We start from the raw sequence: 24368 nt of genomic DNA, 5'->3' as shown, positions 1-24368 counted from the left end.
TTAGTAAATTTAATACACTTTACTGTTTATCAAATATTTACTATTAACTTCTTTAAAAATAACCACCATGAAATTACCTAAAGAAATAACCAATGGGGCTTTAATATTCCTCGGAATAGGCATTTATTTTTTACTCATGAATGTTTTAGGCTTAGCAGATTTGTTTTATTTACGTACTCTGAATGTATTTTTTATCTTTTATGGCGTAAACAGAACCATGCAAATGAACCTTCACGAAGGAGAAACTAATTTTGTATCCAATGCTGTTTCGGCTATGGCAACCTCTGTGGTTGGAGTATCGATGAGCGTTTTTGGATTACTGGTTTACAGTTATGCACGAGGCGGAGACGCTTATGTAGAAACTTTATCACAAACTTTTATGTTTGGAGGAAACCCTTCGGTACCTACTTATTGTATTTGTTTATTGTTTGAAGGACTGGCATCTTCTGTAATTGTTACTTTGATGATAATGTTATACTGGAATAACAAATACATAGCCGATTAATTTTTGAAAATAAAAGGAGCTATTAAGCACTCTAAAATCATAAAAAAGTACAATTCTATGATTTTAGGGTGTTTCTTTTTTGAAAATAACTGCCAAATATTCATTTACAGAAATCAGCATTGGTTGATTAGAACAATTTAACTACTTTTGAAGCTTCAAAAACAATGTAGCAATGAGCATTACAAAACACAACTGGACCAAAGACGAAATAATCGCCATATATAATAAACCTATGATGGACTTGCTGTATGAAGCAGCAACCATTCACAGACAAAAACATGATCCGAACGTAGTTCAGGTATCAACATTACTATCTATCAAAACCGGAGGATGTCCCGAGGACTGTGGTTATTGCCCGCAGGCTGCCCGTTACAATACAGGTGTTGAAGGAAATGATTTAATGAGCGTAAGCCAGGTAAAAGCTCAGGCTTTGCGTGCTAAATCAAGCGGATCATCGCGTGTTTGTATGGGAGCTGCCTGGAGAAATGTAAAAGACGGTGAAGAATTTGATCAGGTTTTAGAAATGGTTCGTACCATCAACAAACTGGATATGGAGGTTTGCTGTACTTTGGGTATGATTACCGAAAATCAGGCGCAGCGTCTGGCAGAAGCAGGATTATATGCTTACAATCACAATTTAGATACTTCTGAAGATTATTATAAAGATGTTATTTCTACGCGTGCTTTTGAAGACCGTTTAAATACTATCGAAAATGTTCGTAAAACCAATGTTACGGTTTGCAGCGGTGGAATTATCGGAATGGGAGAAAGCATCGAAGACAGGGCCGGAATGCTTGTTGCCCTTTCTACTTTAAACCCACAACCGGAATCTGTGCCAATTAATGCTTTGGTTGCTGTAGAAGGAACTCCTATGGAAGATGAAAAACCGGTTGAAATCTGGGAGATGATTCGTATGGTAGCCACTACCAGAATCGTAATGCCGGATACACAGGTACGTTTATCAGCAGGAAGAACCAATATGAGCCGTGAAGGACAGGCAATGTGCTTTTTTGCCGGTGCAAATTCTATTTTTGCAGGAGACAAATTACTTACCACGCCAAATCCTGATGTACATGAAGACATGAAAATGTTCGAAATGCTAGGATTGAATCCGCAAAAACCTTTTACAAAAGTATCACAGCCTAAAACGGTTGAGGCAGCAGATTCTCAATTTGCACCCTTAGGTGAAAAACCAAAATGGTCAAGACCAGGGCACACAATCGAAAGAAACGTTGAAGCTTCGGGAAAACTAAAAGTTTAAGACTTCTTCTAATCCATAAAAAAATGCTTTTGACTCTTGTCAAAAGCATTTTTTTATTTTAATCATTTGAAATCGTTTCTCTTAGTTTATTTCCGAGTTTTTCAAATTCTTTAACCGCATTTCCGGAACTTAATTCTTTGTCAACATGCATTTTTAAACTTCCTTTTTTAAAAGTGACCCTATAGACAATTTCATCTGCATCCATTTTTTTCCAAATCAAAACTTTTCCTTTAGCAATCAGGTATTTTTCATCCAGATGATCCATTAACATTCTTTTTACTTTATCATTTTTATCAGAATCAAAAGATGACTTGAAACTATAAGATGAATCTGAATCCTGAACTGAAACAGATGAACTGGATCTCGTGGTTTTTGTTTCTGATTTTTTTATTTTTGGAGGACTTGGCACAGTAGGTTTACTTTGGCAATTCGCTAAAAAACTAATAGCCATAAATATAAGTACTATAATAATTTTCATAATCTGTGATTTAATTGTTAATCTTAAACTCAAAACCCAGGCCTCTTACACTAGAAATACTTATAGTCGAATCTTCTCTAAAATATTTCCGTAACCTGCTGATAAAAACATCCATGCTTCTGCCTGAAAAGAAATCTTCGTTACCCCAGATTTCCCTTAAAATTTCTTCCCTTTTAATAAGTTTATTTCGGTTCGCATGTAAAAAAATGATCAATTGTGCTTCTTTTTCAGTAATCCGATGTGTGATTGTCTGGTGTTTGAGTAAGTAGTTTTCATAATCAAAGGTGTAACTACCAATTGTGAAGGTCTGTTGTAAAACAACTTTTTCTTCATTTTTCTGAGAACGTTTTAAAATATTACCTATTCTCAAAATTAATTCTTCTACTTCAAAAGGTTTTACGATATAATCATCCGCTCCCAATTTCAACCCTTTGATTTTGTCCTCCTTCAATGATTTTGCCGTTAAAAAAACAAAAGGCGTATCCGGAAATTGGTCCACTATCTTTTCTGCTAAAGTAAAACCATCCATTTGCGGCATCATTACATCCAAAATACAAATATCAGGCTTCGTTCCGGGAAGAGATTCCAAAGCTTCTTTACCGTTCTTTTTCCAGGATACTTTAAATCCTGAAAATTCCAGATACTGTTTCAAAATTGAAGCATAATCAAAATCATCTTCTACTAATAAAATATGTTTCATTATAACGGAATTGATATTAAAAACAAAGCACCTTTATTTTCTTCACTTATTACTTTTACATTTCCACGATATGCTTCCACTAATTGTTTTACATAAAACAATCCCAAACCAAGGCCTTTGGTATTGTGAAGATTTCCTTTTTCGACTCTGTAAAACTTATCAAAAATGGCAATATGTTCTTTTGGAGAGATCCCTTTTCCGTTGTCTTTTATACCGAGTAAAAATGTATTATCAATACTGTTCATTTCAATATCAATTTGCGTAGCACCATATTTTACAGCATTATCCAAGAGATTAATCAAAATTGTATTGAGATGAAAACGGTCTATTTTTAAAGTGATGCTTTCCATGCTCGGCTGGTATGCAATTAAAATATCAGGTTTAGAAAGTCTGAAATCGTCTATTATTTCTTTAATTTCCTTACAACTTATTTCGATGGAAGAACTTCTGTCAGCGACTGGATTAACTGAAACATTCGCAACCTGCTGAAACAATTTCTGAAGCCTGTTGTTCTGTCTTTCCAATAACGATAAAGTTGTTTCATATTCTTCTTTCGACATTTGATTTTCCTTTCGCTGTAATGTTTTGATTGCAATATCCATTGTTGCCAAAGGAGTCTGAAATTCATGTGTAATATTGTTTACAAAATCTGTTTTTATATCGGCAATCCGTTTTTGGTTAATTAAATTTTTAATGGAGAGATAATACAAGTACACGACAAAAAACATTAAGACCACAGAAAACAATAACAACCCTGCCATTTGACCCAAAATCGTTTTTTGCCAGCTTGCAAAACTGTAATATTGTTCTGTTTTTAACGATAGCACATATTTACTTTTTACAGAACCCGGATTATCAGATTCTGATTCATTAGTATTTTGCCACTTTCCGGTTGAAGAAGAAATTTCATTGTTACTTTTTACTTTGTTATCAAAAATCAACAATTTGCCATTGTAAACCGAATCCGTTTTATTGTTGTTTATAATGACCAGAGACGTTAAATAATCGCTGTAACCAATTTCAAAATCTTCCGGTTTTTTAGACTTTTCCATATATCTTTTCATAGCATCGGAGAGCGAATCCTGATTCTTCTGAATAAGTCTTAAATATTCTTTTTTTGCTATTTTTTTATAAACATATCCTTCGGATAATTTCCCGGTTTGCTCCATCCAGCTGTCTTTTATGGCATCGAATTCAGGATGGTCTTCCAACTCGGTTATTTGCTTTCTGATTTTGGTGTTTACTTCCCTTTCGGTTAGTTTATAAGTATTGTATATAAAATAACCCTGAATAGCCGCCAATGCGATTACCGTAAAAATACATGCCCCGATTAAATACGCAATTTTCTTTTTGTTTTGCATGATGTAACAATTAACAAAAACAAATTTACCTTAATAATTCTTTACGGCTTTTAGTAAACAACCGATTAACCCTTTATTAACCGAATGCTGAAATGAATGTCTTAAAAATAGGAAGCTCAGCTTATTTCATTTTTTCGAAACTAAATAACACAAAACCCGTTAACCCATCATTAACCCTCTATTAACCCAATACTCCAGAGAGGTTTCAGAGATTTGCTCCTAACAAATCATCACACCATGAAACATTATATTTTTTTAATCGTATTACTTCCACTTATCGGAATTGGTCAGCACAAAATTTCAGGAACGATTTTGGACTCTAAGAATAATCCCGTAGAATTTAACTCTGTGTCTCTATTAAAACAAAAAGATTCTGTATTTTATAAAAGTACTCAAACAGATGAAAAAGGTTTTTTTGAAATAATAAATGTTGAAAAAGAAAAATACATTTTGAAAATCAGCTCTTATGGATATTCTGAAAAATATCTCAATATTGATGTACAGTCAGATCTCCAACTCTCCCCGATTACACTGGAGCAAAATGTGGAAATACTAAATGATGTTACCATCACAACATCAAAACCAATTCTAAAAAGAAAAATCGACCGAATAGAATTTACTGTAGAAAACTCTTCACTTTCTACTAATAATGCCTGGGAAATACTGGGCAAAACACCAAGCGTGACTACCATGAGCAACGGCAATCTGACTGTTCGTGGAAGCAACAGTATTCTGGTCACTATTAATGACAAAAAAGTCTATTTAACGGGTGATGAATTAAAGCAATTTTTAGAAAACACAAACGGTGAAGATGTCAAATCAATTGAAGTGATTACAAATCCCCCTGCTAAATATGAGGCACAAGGGGCAGTAGTTTTAAATATCAGGTTGAAAAAAAATGTAAAATTAGGTTATAAAGGAACGATGAGCGGTTCTTACACACAATCTATTTATGCAAAAGCAAATATTTCTACAAGCCATATTTACAAAGGAGAAAAACTTTCATTGTCGGGACGTTATACTTTTGGCTCCGGTACTTATGTAAGAGAAGGAGAAGATTTTATTCATTATTTGGATAATTCAGGCGAAACCAACTCAATTTGGGAAAGCATCATGAGAAGAAAAAGCAAATCGGCATCACAAAATTCATTTCGTCTGGATTCAGAATATGAAATAAACAGTTCAAATACAATCTCTTTTGGGGTCACTGGTTCTATGACTCCAAATGTTCATGGTTTTTATAATGTCCCAACTTATATTTATGATCGTAACAGAAATCTGGATTCTCTGTATGTGACTCAAAACAACAGAAAAAAAACATCACAAAATAATGATTACAATTTCTCTTACGATCATAAATTTAAGGAGAAAGAGAAACTTTTTTTTTCTTCAGATTATACGCATTACTACTACAATGAAAATCAGGATATTTTCTCTTCATTTTTATTACCCGACAGTGCTCCTTACCGACAGACGCGATTTGTGAGTGACAACACGCAAAAAATTCAGCTATTTTCAGCACAATCAGATTATGCCAATGACGACAACGGAATTGAGACGGGAATAAAATTTGGAAAAGTAAAAGCAGACAGCCAGCTTATTTTTAAAGATGAAATTAATGGCGAATTAATTGAAAACACAGCCAGAACTAACCAGTTTTTATATGATGAAACCATTTTTGCAGGTTATACAAGTTATAACAAGGAAATAGAAAAATGGACGCTGAAAGCCGGATTAAGAGGAGAGTATACTCAGCTAAAAGGAAATTCGGTTACGGTGACTGAAATAAACCAGCAAAAATATTTTAAATTTTTCCCCACTTTTTATGCACTTTACAAAGCCAATGAAAATCATCAAATCGGATTTTCGTACGGAAAACGAATTAGCCGTCCGCAATACAGCTGGATGAACCCATTTCGATCTTATTACAATTCCTATTCGTATTTTGTTGGGGATCCAAAACTGCAACCCACCATCATTCATAATTTGGATTTGACTTATACTTTAAAAGACAAATACAATTTTGATTTGTATTACAGACACGAAAAAAATCCTTCAATGGAAATCTCATATCAGGATTATGAAACGACTACGGTTGTCTATCATCTTACCAACATCGAAAAAAATACTGCTTTAGGATTAGAATTCAATGCTAATCTGGTTTTCTTTGACTGGTGGGAATCCGGAATTCAAACCGGTATCAATTATACTCAGGATACTTTTTTAGGAGTTGATGAAAAATTGTATCAAAACAAACGTTTGCAGTATAACGGAAGTACTAATAACCGATTTACATTCAACAAGAAAAAAGATTTTACTGCCGAAGCCAATTTTTATTACAACTCCCAATCTGTACAGGGCACTTTTACCATTAGCCAATCTACCAGTTTAGACTTTGCATTTCGAAAAAAGGTATTTCAGGACAAATGGGAGCTTTTTGCGATTTTTTCAGATGTTTATCGCGGAGAGAAGCAAACAGTTACTACTAAATATGCAAATCAGTATAATTATTTTACTGATTACAGTGATAGTCAAAATTTTAGAATAGGTTTTAAATATAATATTGGAAATCAAAAACTGAGCGAAAAAAACAAAGAACAAACAGAAGAGCAAAAAAGACTATAGTTTAAGACAATTTCTATATATAAATAAAAATTTTAGACTTCTACCTTATCTTTTTAACGTATTTCTTGCAAAGTAATCGTCTTCAAATTCTTCTTTGGTTTTGTAACGAAATGTATTTCTAAAAGTCCCTTGCTTTAAATCCTTTTGATTATAGGAATCAACTTCTAAATAAGTATCATTATCAGGTTTATATCTGTATTTTAAACACCAATTATCGTTTCCTACATAGTAAACTAATGTATCTTTTTGATAAAATCGCTTTTCAAAATTTACACCTTCTCTATTATATAATTTTAAAGTATCTGTAAAATAACCGTCTTGTGTATACGCCTCAAAATAAGTTTTACCGTTAGCATGAAACTCTTTCCATAAACCAGTTCCCATTTTAAACATTGTTTCATAAATTATTTTACCATTTATATCATATTGTTTAAAAATACTATCTCTTAGGCCATGCTTGAAGTATTCCTTTGTAAATAATCTTTCTACTTCTTTCGTTTTTGTAATAGTATCATATTTAACAATTGCCGATTGCCAAAGACCTTCTTTGAAACCATTAATAATTTTTCCTTCTCTAATGGAATTTCTGTATTCTACATTATCAAAAGTTGTATCTTCATAAGGAAAATCTTCATACACTTTATCATTTATGGAACTATCATAAAATCCAACAAATTCACTTTTAATTGGTTCTTCAAATCTAGGATGCTTTAAACAAGCATATTTCTTACTACAAAGCCACTGAGGATGTTTTGGAAAATTGACAGTTGTACATGAAATACATATCACAAAAATTAATACAAAAGGTATAAGGGTTATTTTAAAGGAGTATCTTCGTAACATTACAAACTTCTATATTACATTATTTCTTTTTAATGTTTGTTTCTATAAACTCTAAAATAAGATCTATTGCATCATTTTTTGTATAATCCGCCAAGTCAGAAGTCAAGGTTTCATTTATGAATTTTATTTTAAGATCTTCTTTTTGCTCTAAAAAAATATTTGCTTTGCTTTGAAAATCATAATAATCAGAATAGGACTTATCCGCTATATTCTTTATTTTATACAATTGAGATAAGTAATATTGGTCTGTTTCTTCAGGGAAATCTTTTTTTATTAATTCGTATAAATTTTCATTCCCCTGCAAAAAAGATTCTTTTGCTTTTATTTTCTGATTTTCCTGCAATATTATTTCTTCTTTAATCACACCTTTGGACTTGTAATAATTGATAAACCCTACAGTAAAAATATTTTCTATTTTATATTGGCAATCATTATTCATCAATTCTATATACCAGTCTACTGTTTTGACATATTTTTTATTATCATTTTTTATCTTTTCAATTTCATTTAGTTTTTTAATATTTTCTGAAATAAATAAAAAACAATTTTGAGTAACATCCCTCAATTGCCCTATAATATAATATGTTTTTTCTATTTTTTTTATAAAATAAATATTATAATATTTGGTATGAGGATCTAAATTGTAAGCATTTGCTATACATCCCCCCTCATTTAGATCATAATAATCTTCGCCTTTTGTGTTGAGTTTATAACTTTGATTTATAATTTTGTCATTATAATGATTCTTTAATATATGATTAATGGACTTAAATACAATTGTATTCTCACTATAATATTCTGTATGAGGCTTTTCAATAGAGCTGAAATCTGAACTCTCTACAATGACATCACTATTCATCGACAGTTTAAATAACGGAATAGTGCCTTGAGAAAACACAGCGACATGAGTGCTGATAAGCAGTATTAAAAACAGTTTATTTATTATTTTCATTATCATTTCTCATTATTTTAAAGTTAAAGGCTTAGATTTTTTTTATCTAAAGTATAAGTTGAATAAATTATCAACAAATAAAAATTTTAGACTTCTATCTTATCTTTTTAACGTATTTCTTGCAAAGTAATCGTCTTCAAATTCTTCTTTGGTTTTGTAACGAAATGTATTTCTAAAAGTCCCTTGCTTTAAATCCTTTTGATTATAGGAATCAACTTCTAAATAAGTATCATTATCAGGTTTATATCTGTATTTTAAACACCAATTATCGTTTCCTACATAGTAAACTAATGTATCTTTTTGATAAAATCGCTTTTCAAAATTTACACCTTCTCTATTATATAATTTTAAAGTATCTGTAAAATAACCGTCTTGTGTATACGCCTCAAAATAAGTTTTACCGTTAGCATGAAACTCTTTCCATAAACCAGTTCCCATTTTAAACATTGTTTCATAAATTATTTTACCATTTATATCATATTGTTTAAAAATACTATCTCTTAGGCCATGCTTGAAGTATTCTTCTTTAAATATTCGATCAAAAACTTTTATATTTTTTATAGTATCATAATGGTGTATACCTGTTACAAAAAAACCATCTTTATATCCTTCATTTGAAATAGTACCAAATCTATCACAATAACCATCTACAAAATCGTCTTTTATATCACATCCTCCATTATTTCTATCTCTATCTGGAAAATCATTGTATAAAAAATTATTAATATTATTACTGATAGTTAAGCATTTTATCTCTTCAAATATTTCTGTTGAAGTCGTTCTTTTTTTAAAAAAACTACAAGATGCTAATACCAAAAATATAATTACATAACTTTTATTATTCATTTCATTTTTTTTTAGGTACTGCACATTTGCACAATTCTTCAATAAAGTTTTTAGAATCATCCCTCATCATCTTTATAAAGTAATTACGAAACTTGTATGAGATACAGGAGAATCCTTTTTGTATAACTGTCATTTGTATAAATTTCATTTATTATCAGTGGGAAAATAATCATGAATCATATTTTCTTTAAATATTAGAGAATCTTTTTTATACAGTTGTTTTTCCATTAACACTCCTTTTTCATTATACAACTTTAAGGTATCAGTAAAATAACCGTCTTTGGTATACGCTTCAAAATAAATTTCACCATTAATATGAAACTCTTTCCAAAGCCCTGTTCCCATTTTAAAAGTTGTTTCATAAATTACTTTTCCACTTCCATCATATTGTTTAAAAATACTATCACGCAATCCTTTTTTGAAATATTCTTCACGCCAGATAAGTCCTTTAGCATACACATTCCCATTTGTATCAAAATCAGCATCACCACTCAACCACTTGCCTTCTTTGAAGCCGCTAACAATGTTACCATAACGCATACCTCCATCTTTAAAATTTTCTTCATATTTCCCATCCATTTGATCGTAATCATTTGGAAAGTCTTTATATTTATATGAACATAAATCACAATAAATAGGAGCTGGATTATCTCTTTTTTTAACTGAAATTTCTTTTTTGCATATGCAGGAAATAAAACATAAGATGATAATTGATATAAAAATATTCTTTTTCATTTCTTTTCTGAGATTGATTTTTTACTTGTATTTGGATTGCAAAACTCACATAGTATTGACATATAATTTTTAATATCATCACCTATTCTATTTTCAAGTTCTGAGATAGCTATTTTATTTTCATTTAAAGCTATATTTCCTTCTTCAATCCTCTTATCTAATAATTCAAAATATTCTTTTTTTGTCATCTTGCTTTCATCAGAAAAAGTAATTGAATATGAATCTTCATAATTTTTAAAAGGCTTCTTTGAACTTTCTAATTGAGTAATTTTTGCTTTCTTTGTATATCATGAATTTTCATTTTATCTATCATATCATTTTTGATAGCTTCGTCTTAAAGTAATCTATTATGTTTAGTTGGTTTTTCTTTTCCCTAACAGTAGAAACTAGATATATGAACAATAATTTCATTTAAAGATTTTTTAAAGTATATTTTGTATAAAGATCATTTTCATATTCCTGTTTAGTTTTAAAGTCTATGGTACCAATAAATTCGCCCTGTTTTAAAGCAATAGGTTTAAAAGTATCAATTTCAAGATATTTTGCTTTATTTGGTTTATATCTAAATTTCAAACACCGAATGGAATCTATAATATAAATTAGAGTATCTTTTTGATATAACCTTTTTTGTGTTAACTCTCCCTTCGGATTGTATAACTTTAATGTATCTGTAAAATAGCCATCTCTAGTGTATGCTTCAAAATAAAGTTTACCATTATAATGAAATTCTTTCCATAAACCTGTCCCCATTTTGAATGTGGTTTCATAAATAACTTTTTGATTTGAATCAAATAATCTAAAAACACTATCTCGTAGTCCTTGTTTAAAATATTCTTCTTTATTAATCCCCCCTTTTGCATATACATTCCCTTTTTTATCAAATCCAGCGTACCCGCTTAACCATTTCCCTTCTTTGAAATTACCTTCCTCACTGCTATATACTCTTCCATATCTTGGATATACGGTACGTCCTATAAAATTTTCTTCAACATAATTTACTCCCGACTCAAGATTTTCATTAGGAAAATCTTCAAATACATAGGTGTCATTAGATGTCTCAGTAAGTCCCATTCCTTGACCTACCCTTGGCGCTTCTTCAACCCCCTTTTTAAATAAATGACAAGAAATAAGAAGTAAGAATAAGACTGTATAAATTATTGCTTTTTTCATTATTTATTATTTTTAAATGGTTTTCGTAGACAAAATATCCGATACATAATTTTTAGAGTCATCTCTCAATGTTTTTATTTGATTATGCAAATAGTATAATTTTGTATTATCGTAATCCATTATGTTGTTAGTACTTCCTTGTTTAAAAGTCAAATAATTTGATTTAATTTGTTCTATTATATCCGTAAGATACATTTTGTATCTTTTCAAATGAAGAATGAAATCAGTTGTTAAAAAATGACATGTTAAATTGTATTCTCTATAACTAATATCTGTAATGTTTTCTATAATTTTTAACGCATTTTTATTTTCTAGTATATGTTTTTGAATATTTTTTTTACTTAATTCTGAATAATTAAGAGTATTCAATTTTACTTGATATACATTAATAAAATTATTTAGATATTTTGTTAATGTGTTCTTATCAGAATTAAAAATATTCATATCATAATAGTTGTAATTATTTGCATCGCTAATATCTTTATTAATACCTGATTTATAATTTGGGTTTTTTACTTTTACAGAATTTTGAAAAATAAATTCTAATTCACCATTACCTAAAATACTTTCTTTAGCATTCTTAAACGCATTTTTTTCTTTTTGATTATAGAAAATGTGTGGTAATCCAAGCATATGTCCTATTTCGTGTGCATAATCTTCTTTTTTTTCAACAGAATTTGAATAGATAAATAAAATAGAATGATTTAGGGGAGATGTTCTACTAAAAGCTCCAGTTTCAGAAGGAGATTCATACTCAGATAAAATGATAATCCCTCCCTTATAACTTTTAGATTTTAACTTCAATTTTTCATTATAAAAAGCAACTGTCTTATAATCAATTGTTCCTTCACTTACTACACCTTTTACTTCTTCTTTATCGGTTTCCGTCCTAATTTCTTTTCCATCAGGTGTGTATGAAATTAGGATATGTTTTTTGGTTTTAACATGATGGTCTTTAAATAGCTCTTTTTTTGTCCAATCTGTTTTATCAAAAGCGTAAAAATAATCATCTAAATCAGCGCTATCCATAGCATCAAAATTCTCAATCTCTACTTTGTAACCTGCTTGGTTTAGTGAGTTTTTGTTAAGGTAATCTTTAATTCCTGCATCCTTAAATTTTTTAAACAAAGTCTTCGCTTTTTCATTTTGGTTACCATCTGATGAAACTAAAGCAATTACTCTGAATTTCAATTTCAGTTCGTTGTTTTCCATCATTGTTAAACCTCCCACGGAGTTAGAACCTGTGATTGGATTGCTATGTTTAAATTCATATTTTTTTTCTGTTCCTTCTTCTAAACATTTTACTTTGAAATCAATCTTTCCTGCCTTAGTTACTTTTATCTTGGCAGTCTTACCTTCTTTCTCTCCGCCAATGATTTCAAATTCATAAAATTCATCACCGGTTATCGTAATTACATCATCTTTTATTTCGCCTTGCCAAAGGATGATTTCGGCACTCAATGTTATTTCCTGGTCACATTTAATTAAAACATAAGGAATATCTATATGCTTACTTACAGGATTGAAATTATAATGATCCTGAATAGCATGTTTTGCTCCTATCGGATCTGTACTTGTTGCAACAATATCTCCTAAATCTGGATTAGCTGGATCTTTTTTATAGAAATATTCTACCTCTGAAAAAAGTACGCCTTGTATTTTCTCTATCTGTTTGGTTTCTGGATCTACATCGACCCAATCAAAACCGAATTCTCCATTGTAATTGTCATTTAATCTTACTTTTACATATAGATTTGTTATCTCTAAAGGTTTTGCAGTTTCTGGTTTATCACCAAAAGTTGTACCTCCCTTAGCTGTAATAGTCGATTTCCCGCCTACATTTTCGACATAGTTTCTGGTGTACAGTACATATTCCTCGCAAATTTCTGTATTCTTGCCTGATGATCTGTAGATGGTCATAATTAAAACATGTTAGATTTTTCAGTTGAATTGATTTTGAACTCACCTTCTGTATGGACATTTTTATTTTTCTCAATATTCATTTCGTGGCTTTCGTGGTTATTTATAATTTTTTTAGATTGAGATTTTCTTTCTCCGATCACATTTTCAAATAATTTACCGGTCACATTTACCATATAATCAACTCCAATGGATAGTGTATGCATCAGACCTACAGTGGTAGATTTATCACCTCCGGCACTTTCAGAAATATTCATTCCGGCGTTCACACTAATATTTTTACTTGCTGACAAATTAATATCTGCAGCATTCACAGAAAAAGTTTTTGGCGCATTCACATCAATATTTCCCTGACCATCCATCTTCCAGGTATTACCACTCGGATCTTCAATCAAAATACTTCCTTCACCATCGTTCAAAATAAATTTGATTCCCGAGCGGGTATGAATCGCCTTAACATTATTTTGACCATCCGCATAACCGCTGGATTGGCTTCCATTGTATTGTGTTCCTAAAACATACGGATTCTGTGCATTGCTCCCTTCAAAACCTACTAAAACCTCTTCACCAATTTCAGGAATAAAATAAAATCCTTTCCCTGAGCCTGAATGTGGCTGTATCATTCGTAGCCACTCGCTTGAATTGTTTCCGCCTGCCCAGTTGAACTGTACTTTTACACGTCCTAATCCTTCCGGATCATTATTGTCTTTTACTTTGGCTGGCTGTGTTTCGGCTTTCGCAAATACATTTACGTCTGTAAAATGTGGTGCGGCAACATCTGCCGGAATGGCCTTGAAATTACAGGAGTAATTTCCGTGGACCTGAGAGATGTGTGTTACCTCTGTCACAATCAGTTCGTGTTCTACAGTCTGGTTTACGATGCTGAAAACCTGTCCAAGTCCTAACGGAAAATAAGAGGTTCCACTGTAATACACACTATTGGCGTCACTTCCTGCTGTTTGCAGTTTGACCATTTCTTCGATTTCTTCACTGTTTTGGGCATTCGTGGTATAAGCTCCATTATTCAAATCGTTTTGGGTAACGGTTCCCTGGTTATGTCCTACAACGGCAGAGAAACTGTCTTTACTTCCTGAGGATGTTCTTGCTGCCGAATTACGAATATTGGATGCACCATTGTAATCATACCCTCCCAAAGAAATTTTATGGGAAGCCATATTGGTCTGGATTTTAAAACCATGCAGCGAAGATCCGTTGATGAGTTTTATTTTACTGGTTTTGGTTTGTCCGAACTGCATTCGCATTCCGTCAAAATAAAACCATTGCCCGTAACGACTGGCCAATCTTTTTAAGAAATCAAAATTGGTTTCATTGTACTGTGCCATATATTTGAATTCCTGAAGATAGGTCGATTTTATAGCATCTCTTTCGTAAAACTCTCCCGGACCTTCTGCTAAAATATCCAGTACAATATCATTCATACCTCTTTGCTGGTAGGTCCTTGATTTTTTCATATCATCCAGAACGATAGTATGGCTAATACCTTTTACATGTAAACCTTCAGCGCTTCCGTGAAGATCTACAGAGGAGAGTTCTGTTATGATTCCTTTGCTCATCAACCGGATTCCGGTAAGACTTTTAAAGGTAAAGATAACTTCATCTCCAAGATACGTTCGCAATGCCTTTGCCTGATCTGCGGGATTTATGATCGCCTTGCCTGTATACTGCCATACAAAAGAAAAATGATGATGATCTGCCATCTTTTGTGACAGTTCTAAATTATGATAAACAACATTTTGGGTAAAGCTCCCTATGCTGATATGTACCTGTTCTGAAAAATGTCCCATAACTATTTTTACATTAATTATTAAGTAAGATTTTTTTGTAAAAATAGAATTTTAAATTACTTAAACAACGCATGCTTAGAAAACCGTGTAACTTTTTTATTACAGAACTCTACAACCAGAAACATTCAGCTTTACTCATTAGTGAAATTGATAAAAATTGATTTGATGAAAAAACAGATCCGATTTGTAAAATTGGCAGTAAACATCATTTAATAATTCAAGTAATTGTTTCATCCTAAAACAATTAGACTTTATTCAGAATAAACTTCGTCAAAGGCTTTTGGCTTAAAAGACTTCGACTCTGCTCAGATTGCCAATTTTTTAATTTCATCCAACAGGATTAATTTATTAAATCTTTAAGTTTCGATTAAGTTAAAAATTTAAGCAATTGAGTTAATTCAGGTACAATACTATTTCTAAATTGCTGTCTGGCCAAGTGTCAGACACAATTTTTATAAGACATGAAACTAAAACAAATCGAAAGGGTTAAGAAAATATCAAAATCTGATTTTATTTCCCAATATGTAAAAAAACAAATTCCGGTTGTTGTTGAAGAACTGACAGAAGACTGGCCTGCTTACCATAAATGGAAATTGTCCTATATTAAAGAAATAGCGGGTTACAAAACCGTACCCTTGTATGATGACAGACCCGTTAATCACGAAGAAGGATTTAACGAAGCTCATACCACAATGAAAATGAGTGACTACATTAATCTTCTGGAAGAAAAACCTACCAATTATCGAATTTTTCTTTACAACTTAATGAAAGATGTACCTGCTCTGAAAAATGACTTTTTATGGCCTGATATTGGACTAAAATTAGTTAAACAATTGCCTATGGTGTTTTTTGGCGGAGAAAACTCTAAAGTGTTTATGCATTATGACATTGATTACTCTAACATCCTGCATTTCCATTTTCATGGAGAAAAGCAGTGCATGATTTTTCCTCCGGATCAGTCAAAATACATGTATAAAGTTCCTCACGCTTTAATTTCGAGAGAAGACATTGATTTTGACAATCCGGATTATGATAAATTTCCCGCTTTGAAAAATGCCGAAGGTTACATTACAAATCTAAAACATGGTCAAATGTTATATATGCCGGAAGGTTACTGGCACTATATGAAATATTTAACTCCAGGATTTTCTATGAGTTTACGCTCATTTCCTAAAAACATTACCCATTTATCAAAAGCGGCTTACAATGTTTTGATCATGCGCCATTTTGATATTTTGATGCGAAAATTCAAAGGTCAAAAATGGATAGATTATAAAAATGAAAAAGCAATTCAAAACACAAATAAAAATTTGCGTAATGAAATTAATAGATTATCTTTTTAGTTTCCAGCTTATTTTCAGTTTTAATTTTAAAAATCAGAATCTGATTTTTGGGCTTCAGATTAGAAATTATTATGGAATTTTGATTGGTGTTTTGCTCTAAAATCAATTTCCCCAAAATATCAAAAGCTTCAATTTTTTGAATATTTGAGCCTTCTGATTCTATAACTAATTGTCCCTTCTTTTGGTAAATAACGAGACCTTTTTTATTTATCGAAAATTCCTTGGTCTGCAATGTGTTATCTGAAAATTTTAAAACAAAACGACTATTAAAAATTCCTTTGTCTGTTGAAAAGCTATAGGATCCATCATTTAAATTATGCAGAATCTTTTTTTCTTTATCTTCCAGATAAACTGATTGCCCAATAAAACTTTCATCTAAATGATCAATACTTATTGTAAAATTTCCATTGATTTCTGTTTTGTACCCCAAAGTAACTTCATCTGAATGAAAAGGAAATTGTCTGCCCTGAATAACCCAATTTTTACCTTCGTTATAGCTATAAAAATTAATATATCTATTTTCATCCAAAGACTCTCCGTCAAAAAACAAATCATAACTATTGGTAGCACCCTCAATATAACCGACTAAAAGCTGTTTAAAAAAATTTTCTTCACTGGTCAGATTGAGCCAGATTCTGTTTTTTTCTATTATTTTCTTTTTTTCAATAGTTTTAGCCGGTTTAAAAAAAGAGGAATTTTGTTCTATGATTCGCATGTTATCATCAAATTTCACTTTTTCTCCCTCAACTAAGCCTGTTACAAAAAAAGATTGTCCCGAAGCAATTTTACCGTCCGGTTCAGTTTCATTTTGTCCCGAAGATACCGAAGATCTTGTCCCTACACCTCCCAATAAATTATAAACCGCATAATCGTTTGTATTGTATTTATTATTGGTAAGCGCTGTATTGTGCGTCCAGAAATAAAGTGATCCTTCTATATTTTCTGCATTATCTATTAAAAAAGAATCTGCATTAATTGCAGAAGGATATGGATTGCCAATTAAATTTGAGTTACCGGGAGTGCCAAGCGGAATTGTAATTTTTCCGTTGACCGGTATGCCTTTAAAAATAGCTTCATATTTTTCAGGAACTGTAGAAGAGAAATTTTGTGGTCCCCGAATAATATACCCTTTGCCAACTGTCATTATGTTTGTCGGAACTTCTCCTGCCCATTTTCTTAAAATAGCATCAAAAGAGAAAAATTTATCTGATAATGTATCCGGAGAAACATCTATCAATCTATGATTTTCAACAGGAGAAGACCAACAAGTGTAATCAAATTTTCGAATAGGAGTCGTTTTTCGCTTAAGATGAATAATTCCTGTATTAACCATTTCATCATCTGATTGATACAACGAAGCAGTATCTTCTAAAACTAAAATTCCGTTTCCTGAATAATTGAAACTCAATCCCAAAGTTTTTCCGCTTGAAATTGTCACTGTCTTAGCCGAATTGATACTGCAACTACATGCATTTACCGAAGCTGAAAACAAATAATCTTCTTCAAAAACTAGTTCTTTTCCCTCAGATGGAGATCCATTAGACCAGGAACCATTCCATCTTGAACTATCAGTGCACAATTTTAAACGAGCAACCCGATGTTTGGCAACTCCTGAAACCGAATTAAAGTTCCCTCCTATTATCAGTTTGTTATCTGCGGTAATTTCCATTGTATATAAGGTACTATTAAGACTTACTGAAAATGAAGAGTCATAAATACCATTTGAAGATAAACGTAATAAGCGTAAAGAAGCTATTCCGTTATAATTTCCAGAAAAAGCTCCTCCTGCTAAAATTCTGTCATCGGACTGTATCAAAATACTTCGCACATCACCATTACTAAAACCAGTTCCTGAATCAAAAGTTGTGTCTAACGTTCCGTTTGAATTGAGTCGCAGGATTCGTCTTTTTGAAACACCATTATAGTTTAAGAAAGAGCCGCCCACAATAATTTTACCGTCAGATTGGAGATTAAGTGCATATACATTTTTATCGAATCCGGCACCTACAGAAAAACTACTGTCTATACTTCCATCAGTATTTAATCGTACTAATCTGGAATATCCTGTTCCGTTAAACATATCAAATCTTCCTCCTAAGATAATTTTTCCGTCAGGCTGAACTAATATTATGTCAATAGCTCCATTTGCACCAACAACAGTATTAAAGCTACCATCAATTGTTCCGTTCGGCATAAGTCTTACGACCCGGCCAAATGTAACACCGTTGTATTTCGTAAAATTTCCTGCTACCAATATTTTTTGATCTGATTGAATTGCTACTGATACTACCTGACCATTGAAACCAATCCCGGAAACAAAACTGTTGTCTAAACTTCCATCAGGTAAAATGCGGGCAATACGGTTGGATGTTGTACTGTTGTAACTTGTAAAATTTCCGCCAATGATTATTTTGCCATCTGATTGCTGTGCTGCTGTTTTTATACTATTATTAGCATTTGTCTGAGCAGAATTAAAGGTAATATCCAAATTTCCATCTGGCAGAATGCGGGCAATTCTTGAAGAAGGAACACCATTAAATCTGGAAAAATTACCAAAAACCATTGTTCTGTTATCTGATAATGGCAATACTTTTAAAACGGAATTATCAAACCCAACTCCTGCCGATAAATAACTAATGTCATGGATTCCATTTGCATCAATTTTAGCTAACTTACCCTGATTTTGAGAATCAAAAACTGAAAATGAACCACCGATATACCACCCTCCTTCAGAAGAATTAGCCAAACTGTATACCGATGCAGAACCTGGACCATTGCCTATATCAAAATCAGGTTTAATGATTCCGTCAGGATTTAAGAGCATTAATCTGTTTACATCTAATCCATTATATAAATCTGTAAAAGAACCTCCCAACATTATATTTCCTGAAGTATCAGTTTTTATAACATATACAATACCATTATTCAAACCTGTTCCTGACAAAAAAGTCGTATCTGGAGTTCCATCCGGATGTAATCGGATAATTCTGTTTGCTGTGTTTCCATTATAACCTGTAAATTCTCCACCCAGAATAATTTTACCATTCGGCTGCAAAGACATTGCATGAATATCGTTATCAAAACCACTTCCAACATTAAAAGTAATATCTGTACTTCCATCAGGATTTAAACGGGTAATTCGGTTCACATCAACACCATTAAACTTAATAAAATTGCCTGCTAAAATAATTTTACCATCTGACTGGATTTCAACACAATTGATATTTGAAGGAGCTCCGGAACCGGTTAAAAATCCGGCATCTAAATTTCCATCAGGCAAAATTCGGGCAATCCTGTTTACTGTAATGCCATTATATTTTGTAAAACTTCCAACAATAATAATTTTCCCATCTGACTGTGTTACAATCTGATTTATTATACCTGAACTTGCGCCTAATGATGTATTAAAAGTAGTATCGTGAGAGCCGTCACTATTTAAACGAATCAATCTACCTGCATTTTCTCCATTATAACTGGTAAAATTCCCTCCAATAATGATTTTTCCATCAGACTGAATATAAGATGAATATATTTTCCCATTAAAGCCCGAACCTGTGTCAAAATCGGTATCTACAGACCCGTCTGTTTTTAATCGTGTCAAATAAGAAAGTGGTTTTCCATTAAAATTTAAAAAATCACCTCCTACAATTAAATTGCCATCCGTTTGCATAGATGTGGTTCTTATGGCATTATCAAACCCATCTCCATTGGTGCCATTATCATAACTGTTAAACGTTGTATCTAATTTTCCCTGTTGGGCATTACTATTATTTAATAAAAAGAAGAATAGAATTATAGGCAGATAATGTAATTTTAATTTCAAAATAAAAACAATTTAGTTAGATGATATTTTTTTACAATTAATAAGAATTTACACGCAATTTATATTTATCCTTAACTTGCCACAATACCCACATTTAGTGATTTATGTACATGATCAAACTTTCTTTCAAAACCAAAAAAATCCGATAACTTTCGCTATCGGATTTTTTAATTTTATTACCCTGTTATCTTAATTAAAGACTACCTTTTTTGTAGTCTGGTAACCATTGTCCAAAACCACCTTTACCAATAAAACCTGTTGGGCAGATGGCAAATTCTCAATAAGCAACTGCAGATTATTTACATCCTTTTTCACATACAATTGTTTGCCTGAAAGATCATAGATAAATACCTTATCTATGTTTTCTGATGTTGAATTTACACTAACGGTTTTGTTGGCAATCTTAACCCAAACTGCATCATCTGCCACTTCAAAATCACCCGTACCCAGTGTATTGGCACTATAACGCAATACAAACCGATCATTGAAGGTTCCTGCTTTTGTGGTAAAGACATAATTACCTGCCGTTAATTCGTTTATCGTACCGGTTTGCTTATCTTCAAGGTAAACCCTTTGGGATGCTAAATTGCCATCGGCCTTATCAATTGAAATGGTAAAGTCCCCCGCAATGGTAGAGCGATATCCTAAAGGAACCAAATCTGTATTGGTAAAGGGCAAGGCACGGCCCTGGATAGTCAGCTTATTGGTTGTATTGACACTGTAGAAATCGATATACGTATTGCCATCAAAAGTCTCTCCATCAAAATTAACATCATAACTATTGGTTGCACCCTCAACATAGCCTATCAGGGTTTGTTTAAAAGCTCCGCCTGAATTGGTCATATTAAGCCACAAACGGTGGCTCTCGAAGCCTGTTGATTTTGAACTTTTACCGGGTTTGAAGAATTGTGCATTATCAGCTCCCCCAACTCGCATTGAATTATCAAACTGAACAGTTCCATTTGCTTTTGCACTTGCCATAAACGATTGTCCCGCTGCTATGTAACCAGAAGGGATGGCATTGTTCGCACCTGTGGTAGCAGTACCTCCTGTTGCATTAAACGAAGCATAATCATTTGAACTGTATACATATTTGCCTCCACTTGGTGAAATACCCGTATTATGTGTCCAAAAGTAGATAGTCCCGTTTAAAACTGCATTGTTATTGGCATTAGAATATAAAAACTCCCTTGCATCAAGTGCTGAAGGATATGGGTTTCCGATCAGGTAATATTTCCCTGCTGTAACAGCCTGACTGCTGGTAATATTCCCATTATTAGGTACTCCTTTAAACTCAACAGGCTGGGCATAAGTAGGAGCCGTTGGTATAGGCCAATAATTAGGTTTAGGAACCCTGATAGCGTAACCAATTCCTGGTTTCATTACATTGGTACGGGCTTCTGTTTTCCAGGCACTGTCGTAATAGGCAATATACTTATCTGACAAAGTGTTAGGAGATAAACCAACCAAGGTTTGTCCAACTACAGGTGATGACCAATAAGTAGCATCGAAATTCTTCATCGGAAATGAAGTACGTTTGTAAACAATAGCTCCTGAATTCACAGCATTGGTCGTTTGCATTAAACTCGCATTGTTTTCAAAAATTAAATTTTCATTAGTAGCTACATTTACCCAATTTGTAACAGTCAAAGTACGACCTGATTTTATGGTAACTTTAGTACTGCTACCCGAAACCAGACAAGTACAACCATTTAAATCAACATTAGGATCTACAGCCGGAGGATAATTTCCGGTAAAAACAATATTTTGATCTAAAGTCGGTACTGAGCCTGTTGACCAGGTGCTTCCATCCCACGTATTTGTAGTCTGACCTGAAATTGAAATAGTAGCTGTGGAAGGAGATTTACATCCTGTACTATTCGTTACCCTAAAACTATACGTTCCTATCGCCAAACCAGATACTGTGGTTGTAGATCCTGTACCTGTTGAAGTAATACCTCCGGGATTTCTCTCTAATGTCCAGCTACCTGTAGAAGGTAAATCACTTAAATTAATAGTTCCTAATGAATTACAGGTAATATTTTTTACCGTGCCAATGATAGGTGGATTTAATAAATTAATAGAAGTGGGGATATCATCACCATTGGTCTGACCTGAGATATCTTCAACTGTATTTAATGATGGATCGATTGCAATAACTTTTGCAGTATTAATAACTCTTCCTAAACTAACATCTGCCGCTGTAACTGTATAATTTGCGGTTAAAATAGCAGTGGCACCCACAGCCAAAGAAGCTATTGGCGATCCTGATATTGTTCCTATCTTCGGATCGGTAACACTTAAGTTTGTTAAAGGAACTTCTCCTGTATTGGTAACTTCAAAAGTATACTGAATTACACTTCCCACTACACCACATCCTGTCATAGAGGCTTTTTTTACCAAAGAAACTTCAGCTGTTTTTAATGAATTTTTGTTAAACGCAATAAAAGCACAATCTGAATCTCCCGAAAAATCAACGACAAACTTATCAATCAGACCAACATTCGCTGATGTAATACCAAAAGAAGTTAAGTCAATAGCCAATACTCTGATATCACGGACATCATTTGCAGTAAAACCAGAAGCAGGTGTTCCATTATTCGCATTAAACAAATCTAATCGGTAACTTCCCATTACCGAAATAGAAGCAAAGTTAACGTTTACGGGAACTCCAACCGTAACATCATTGCTGTCTACAAATCTAAATTTATCTACATTTGAATTTGGCTGAGCCACCTGAGTAACAATAATATCCGGTATATTATCTCCAATAGCACTCAATAAAACATTATTTGTACCCACTTTAAATGAAGCAGAAGCTGCTTTTATATTGGCAATTCCGGTTCCTAAAGCGAGACCATTAATACCGTCAGTAAGTCTTGAAGCCAGCTCGGCAGGAACAGAGGCAGGACCCGAAAGCGGAGGAGTTAAAACCCTGTTTGTTAAAGAGCCATCAATCATAGAACCTTGCAAAAAATAAGTCGCGGAGGTATATTCTAAAGACTGAATTTTTAAAGCTCTAAAAAGAGAGTTTTCAAAAACAACAGAATGAGCTGTTAAAGCCGCATTATTAGCACCGGTTGCATACGTTTTCCCGTTCCATTGAAATGCCAGAAGATTGTTTTCAGTATTGGGCTGATTATTTACTCCCGTAGCAGCATTAGAGGTCCAGTATCCATTCCAATCAGTATAAATTCGGTTAACTGTAGTCTGACTTAAACATTTAGAAGTAATAAATAAAAAAAACAAGAGAGCGGTCTTTAATAACAAAGGACGCAGAATCAAAAGTGATTTTTGAATCATGTAGCAGGTTATTTTAGTTAAATTTGTTGTTGGGCAATTAATTTATTCTTTCCGTTTTGAATTAAAAGATTAATTTTTCAACTCTTATCTATTAAATACATAAGAAAATCAACCTTACATTCTTGAGATTAAGTATAATAATGGGCAAAAATAGCAGTTCTGTTGTATTTTTTTTACCTCAAAAAAAGCAAATCCGATTAAAGGCATAAATACTCGATGTAATACTTTTCTCTAGTCTTAGAGAATTAAAAATTTGTAAGTAAAAACGCATTTATACTTATAAAAGTCTAGTAATCTGGCAAAAGCACCTTAATAAACTTTGTTTTGGATTAATACTCTTAACCTGAGTTCGATTAAGACAGCACAAAATTTGTTTACAAATAAATTATATCAGTTAATGTTCCTGCAAGGTCTTTTTGGAGACCATGTAGGTATCTTCATCAGTATTTATACCTACAAGGTTAAAAAACCTTGCAGAATATCTAATAAATAACAAATTATTGAATAATCGAACTCAGGTTCTTAGGAACGAATCAAAAAAATACGACAGCTTTCGCTATCGGATTTTTAATTTTATTACCCTGTTATCTTAATTAAAGACTACCTTTTTTGTAGTCTGGTAACCATTGTCCAAAACCACCTTTACCAATAAAACCTGTTGGGCAGATGGCAAATTCTCAATAAGCAACTGCAGATTA

General features: G+C 32.4%; 17 protein-coding genes. 4 read left to right on the top strand and 13 right to left on the bottom strand.

What is annotated here, in order from left to right; genetic code table 11:
- Positions 1-67: 67 nt before the first annotated feature.
- Both FLACHUCJ7_RS07480 and bioB read left to right on the top strand, forming a co-directional pair.
- Positions 68-505 (top strand): hypothetical protein, encoded by a 438-nt coding sequence (locus FLACHUCJ7_RS07480; protein ID WP_180908470.1) that lies wholly within the window; start codon positions 68-70, stop codon positions 503-505.
- Between the two features lie 172 nt (positions 506-677).
- A complete protein-coding gene (gene bioB, locus FLACHUCJ7_RS07475; protein WP_031455003.1) occupies positions 678-1766 on the top strand; it encodes a biotin synthase BioB in 1089 nt (362 codons plus the stop codon).
- Positions 1767-1824: 58 nt separating this feature from the next.
- On the opposite strand, the gene FLACHUCJ7_RS07470 is transcribed toward bioB, so the two are convergent.
- From FLACHUCJ7_RS07470 to FLACHUCJ7_RS07460, 3 genes are read right to left on the bottom strand one after another with little or no spacing between them, the layout of a single operon-like run.
- A complete protein-coding gene (locus tag FLACHUCJ7_RS07470; protein ID WP_180908469.1) occupies positions 1825-2244 on the bottom strand; it encodes a hypothetical protein in 420 nt (139 codons plus the stop codon).
- 10 nt (positions 2245-2254) lie between these two features.
- A complete protein-coding gene (locus FLACHUCJ7_RS07465) occupies positions 2255-2944 on the bottom strand; it encodes a response regulator transcription factor (RefSeq protein ID WP_180908468.1) in 690 nt (229 codons plus the stop codon).
- Complete coding sequence (locus tag FLACHUCJ7_RS07460; protein WP_180908467.1) at positions 2944-4305, bottom strand: sensor histidine kinase; 1362 nt, start codon at positions 4303-4305, stop codon at positions 2944-2946. Before FLACHUCJ7_RS07460 ends, FLACHUCJ7_RS07465 begins: the two co-directional genes overlap by 1 nt.
- A 237-nt stretch (positions 4306-4542) precedes the next feature.
- Between FLACHUCJ7_RS07460 and FLACHUCJ7_RS07455 the strand changes: the two genes are divergently transcribed.
- Positions 4543-6930 carry an outer membrane beta-barrel family protein gene (locus FLACHUCJ7_RS07455; RefSeq protein WP_180908466.1) on the top strand — a complete coding sequence of 796 codons (2388 nt, stop codon included), beginning with the start codon at positions 4543-4545 and terminating at the stop codon, positions 6928-6930.
- Between the two features lie 45 nt (positions 6931-6975).
- Here FLACHUCJ7_RS07455 and FLACHUCJ7_RS07450 read toward each other — a convergent pair whose 3' ends face one another.
- The 8 genes from FLACHUCJ7_RS07450 to FLACHUCJ7_RS07415 form a co-directional block, all read right to left on the bottom strand.
- A complete protein-coding gene (locus tag FLACHUCJ7_RS07450; protein ID WP_219634074.1) occupies positions 6976-7719 on the bottom strand; it encodes a toxin-antitoxin system YwqK family antitoxin in 744 nt (247 codons plus the stop codon).
- Positions 7720-7792: 73 nt separating this feature from the next.
- Complete coding sequence (locus tag FLACHUCJ7_RS07445; protein ID WP_219634072.1) at positions 7793-8725, bottom strand: hypothetical protein; 933 nt, start codon at positions 8723-8725, stop codon at positions 7793-7795.
- Between the two features lie 99 nt (positions 8726-8824).
- Entirely contained in the window at positions 8825-9571 is a 747-nt protein-coding gene (locus FLACHUCJ7_RS07440; protein ID WP_180908463.1) for a toxin-antitoxin system YwqK family antitoxin, read from the bottom strand.
- A 144-nt stretch (positions 9572-9715) separates the two neighbouring features.
- Positions 9716-10306, bottom strand: a complete 591-nt coding sequence (locus tag FLACHUCJ7_RS07435) for a toxin-antitoxin system YwqK family antitoxin (RefSeq protein ID WP_180908462.1) — start codon at positions 10304-10306, stop codon at positions 9716-9718.
- Positions 10303-10494, bottom strand: coding sequence for a hypothetical protein (locus FLACHUCJ7_RS07430; RefSeq protein WP_180908461.1), 192 nt, complete (start codon positions 10492-10494; stop codon positions 10303-10305). The genes FLACHUCJ7_RS07435 and FLACHUCJ7_RS07430 overlap by 4 nt, the downstream gene beginning before the upstream one ends.
- Before the next feature lie 223 nt (positions 10495-10717).
- Positions 10718-11476, bottom strand: coding sequence for a toxin-antitoxin system YwqK family antitoxin (locus FLACHUCJ7_RS07425; RefSeq protein ID WP_180908460.1), 759 nt, complete (start codon positions 11474-11476; stop codon positions 10718-10720).
- Positions 11477-11488: 12 nt separating this feature from the next.
- Positions 11489-13396, bottom strand: a complete 1908-nt coding sequence (locus FLACHUCJ7_RS07420) for a hypothetical protein (protein ID WP_180908459.1) — start codon at positions 13394-13396, stop codon at positions 11489-11491.
- A gap of 2 nt (positions 13397-13398) precedes the next feature.
- The gene (locus FLACHUCJ7_RS07415; RefSeq protein ID WP_180908458.1) at positions 13399-15201 is read right to left on the bottom strand and encodes a type VI secretion system Vgr family protein; all 1803 of its coding nucleotides are present in this window, start codon (positions 15199-15201) and stop codon (positions 13399-13401) included.
- A gap of 461 nt (positions 15202-15662) precedes the next feature.
- Here FLACHUCJ7_RS07415 and FLACHUCJ7_RS07410 point away from each other — a divergent pair, with 461 nt between their 5' ends.
- Positions 15663-16544 (top strand): cupin-like domain-containing protein, encoded by an 882-nt coding sequence (locus tag FLACHUCJ7_RS07410; protein WP_180908457.1) that lies wholly within the window; start codon positions 15663-15665, stop codon positions 16542-16544.
- Here FLACHUCJ7_RS07410 and FLACHUCJ7_RS07405 read toward each other — a convergent pair.
- Positions 16525-20367: a calcium-binding protein gene (locus FLACHUCJ7_RS07405; protein ID WP_180908456.1), complete on the bottom strand. Its 3843-nt coding sequence runs from the start codon at positions 20365-20367 to the stop codon at positions 16525-16527. The genes FLACHUCJ7_RS07410 and FLACHUCJ7_RS07405 overlap by 20 nt on opposite strands.
- A 189-nt stretch (positions 20368-20556) precedes the next feature.
- Complete coding sequence (locus FLACHUCJ7_RS07400) at positions 20557-23670, bottom strand: DUF7507 domain-containing protein (protein WP_180908455.1); 3114 nt, start codon at positions 23668-23670, stop codon at positions 20557-20559.
- Positions 23671-24368: the final 698 nt, after the last annotated feature.

The sequence above is a fragment of the Flavobacterium salmonis genome, from assembly GCF_903819435.1.
Taxonomy (GTDB): domain Bacteria; phylum Bacteroidota; class Bacteroidia; order Flavobacteriales; family Flavobacteriaceae; genus Flavobacterium; species Flavobacterium chungangense.
The sequence above is the reverse complement of the archived record's forward strand: the minus strand, read 5'-3'. Positions and strand labels throughout refer to the sequence as shown.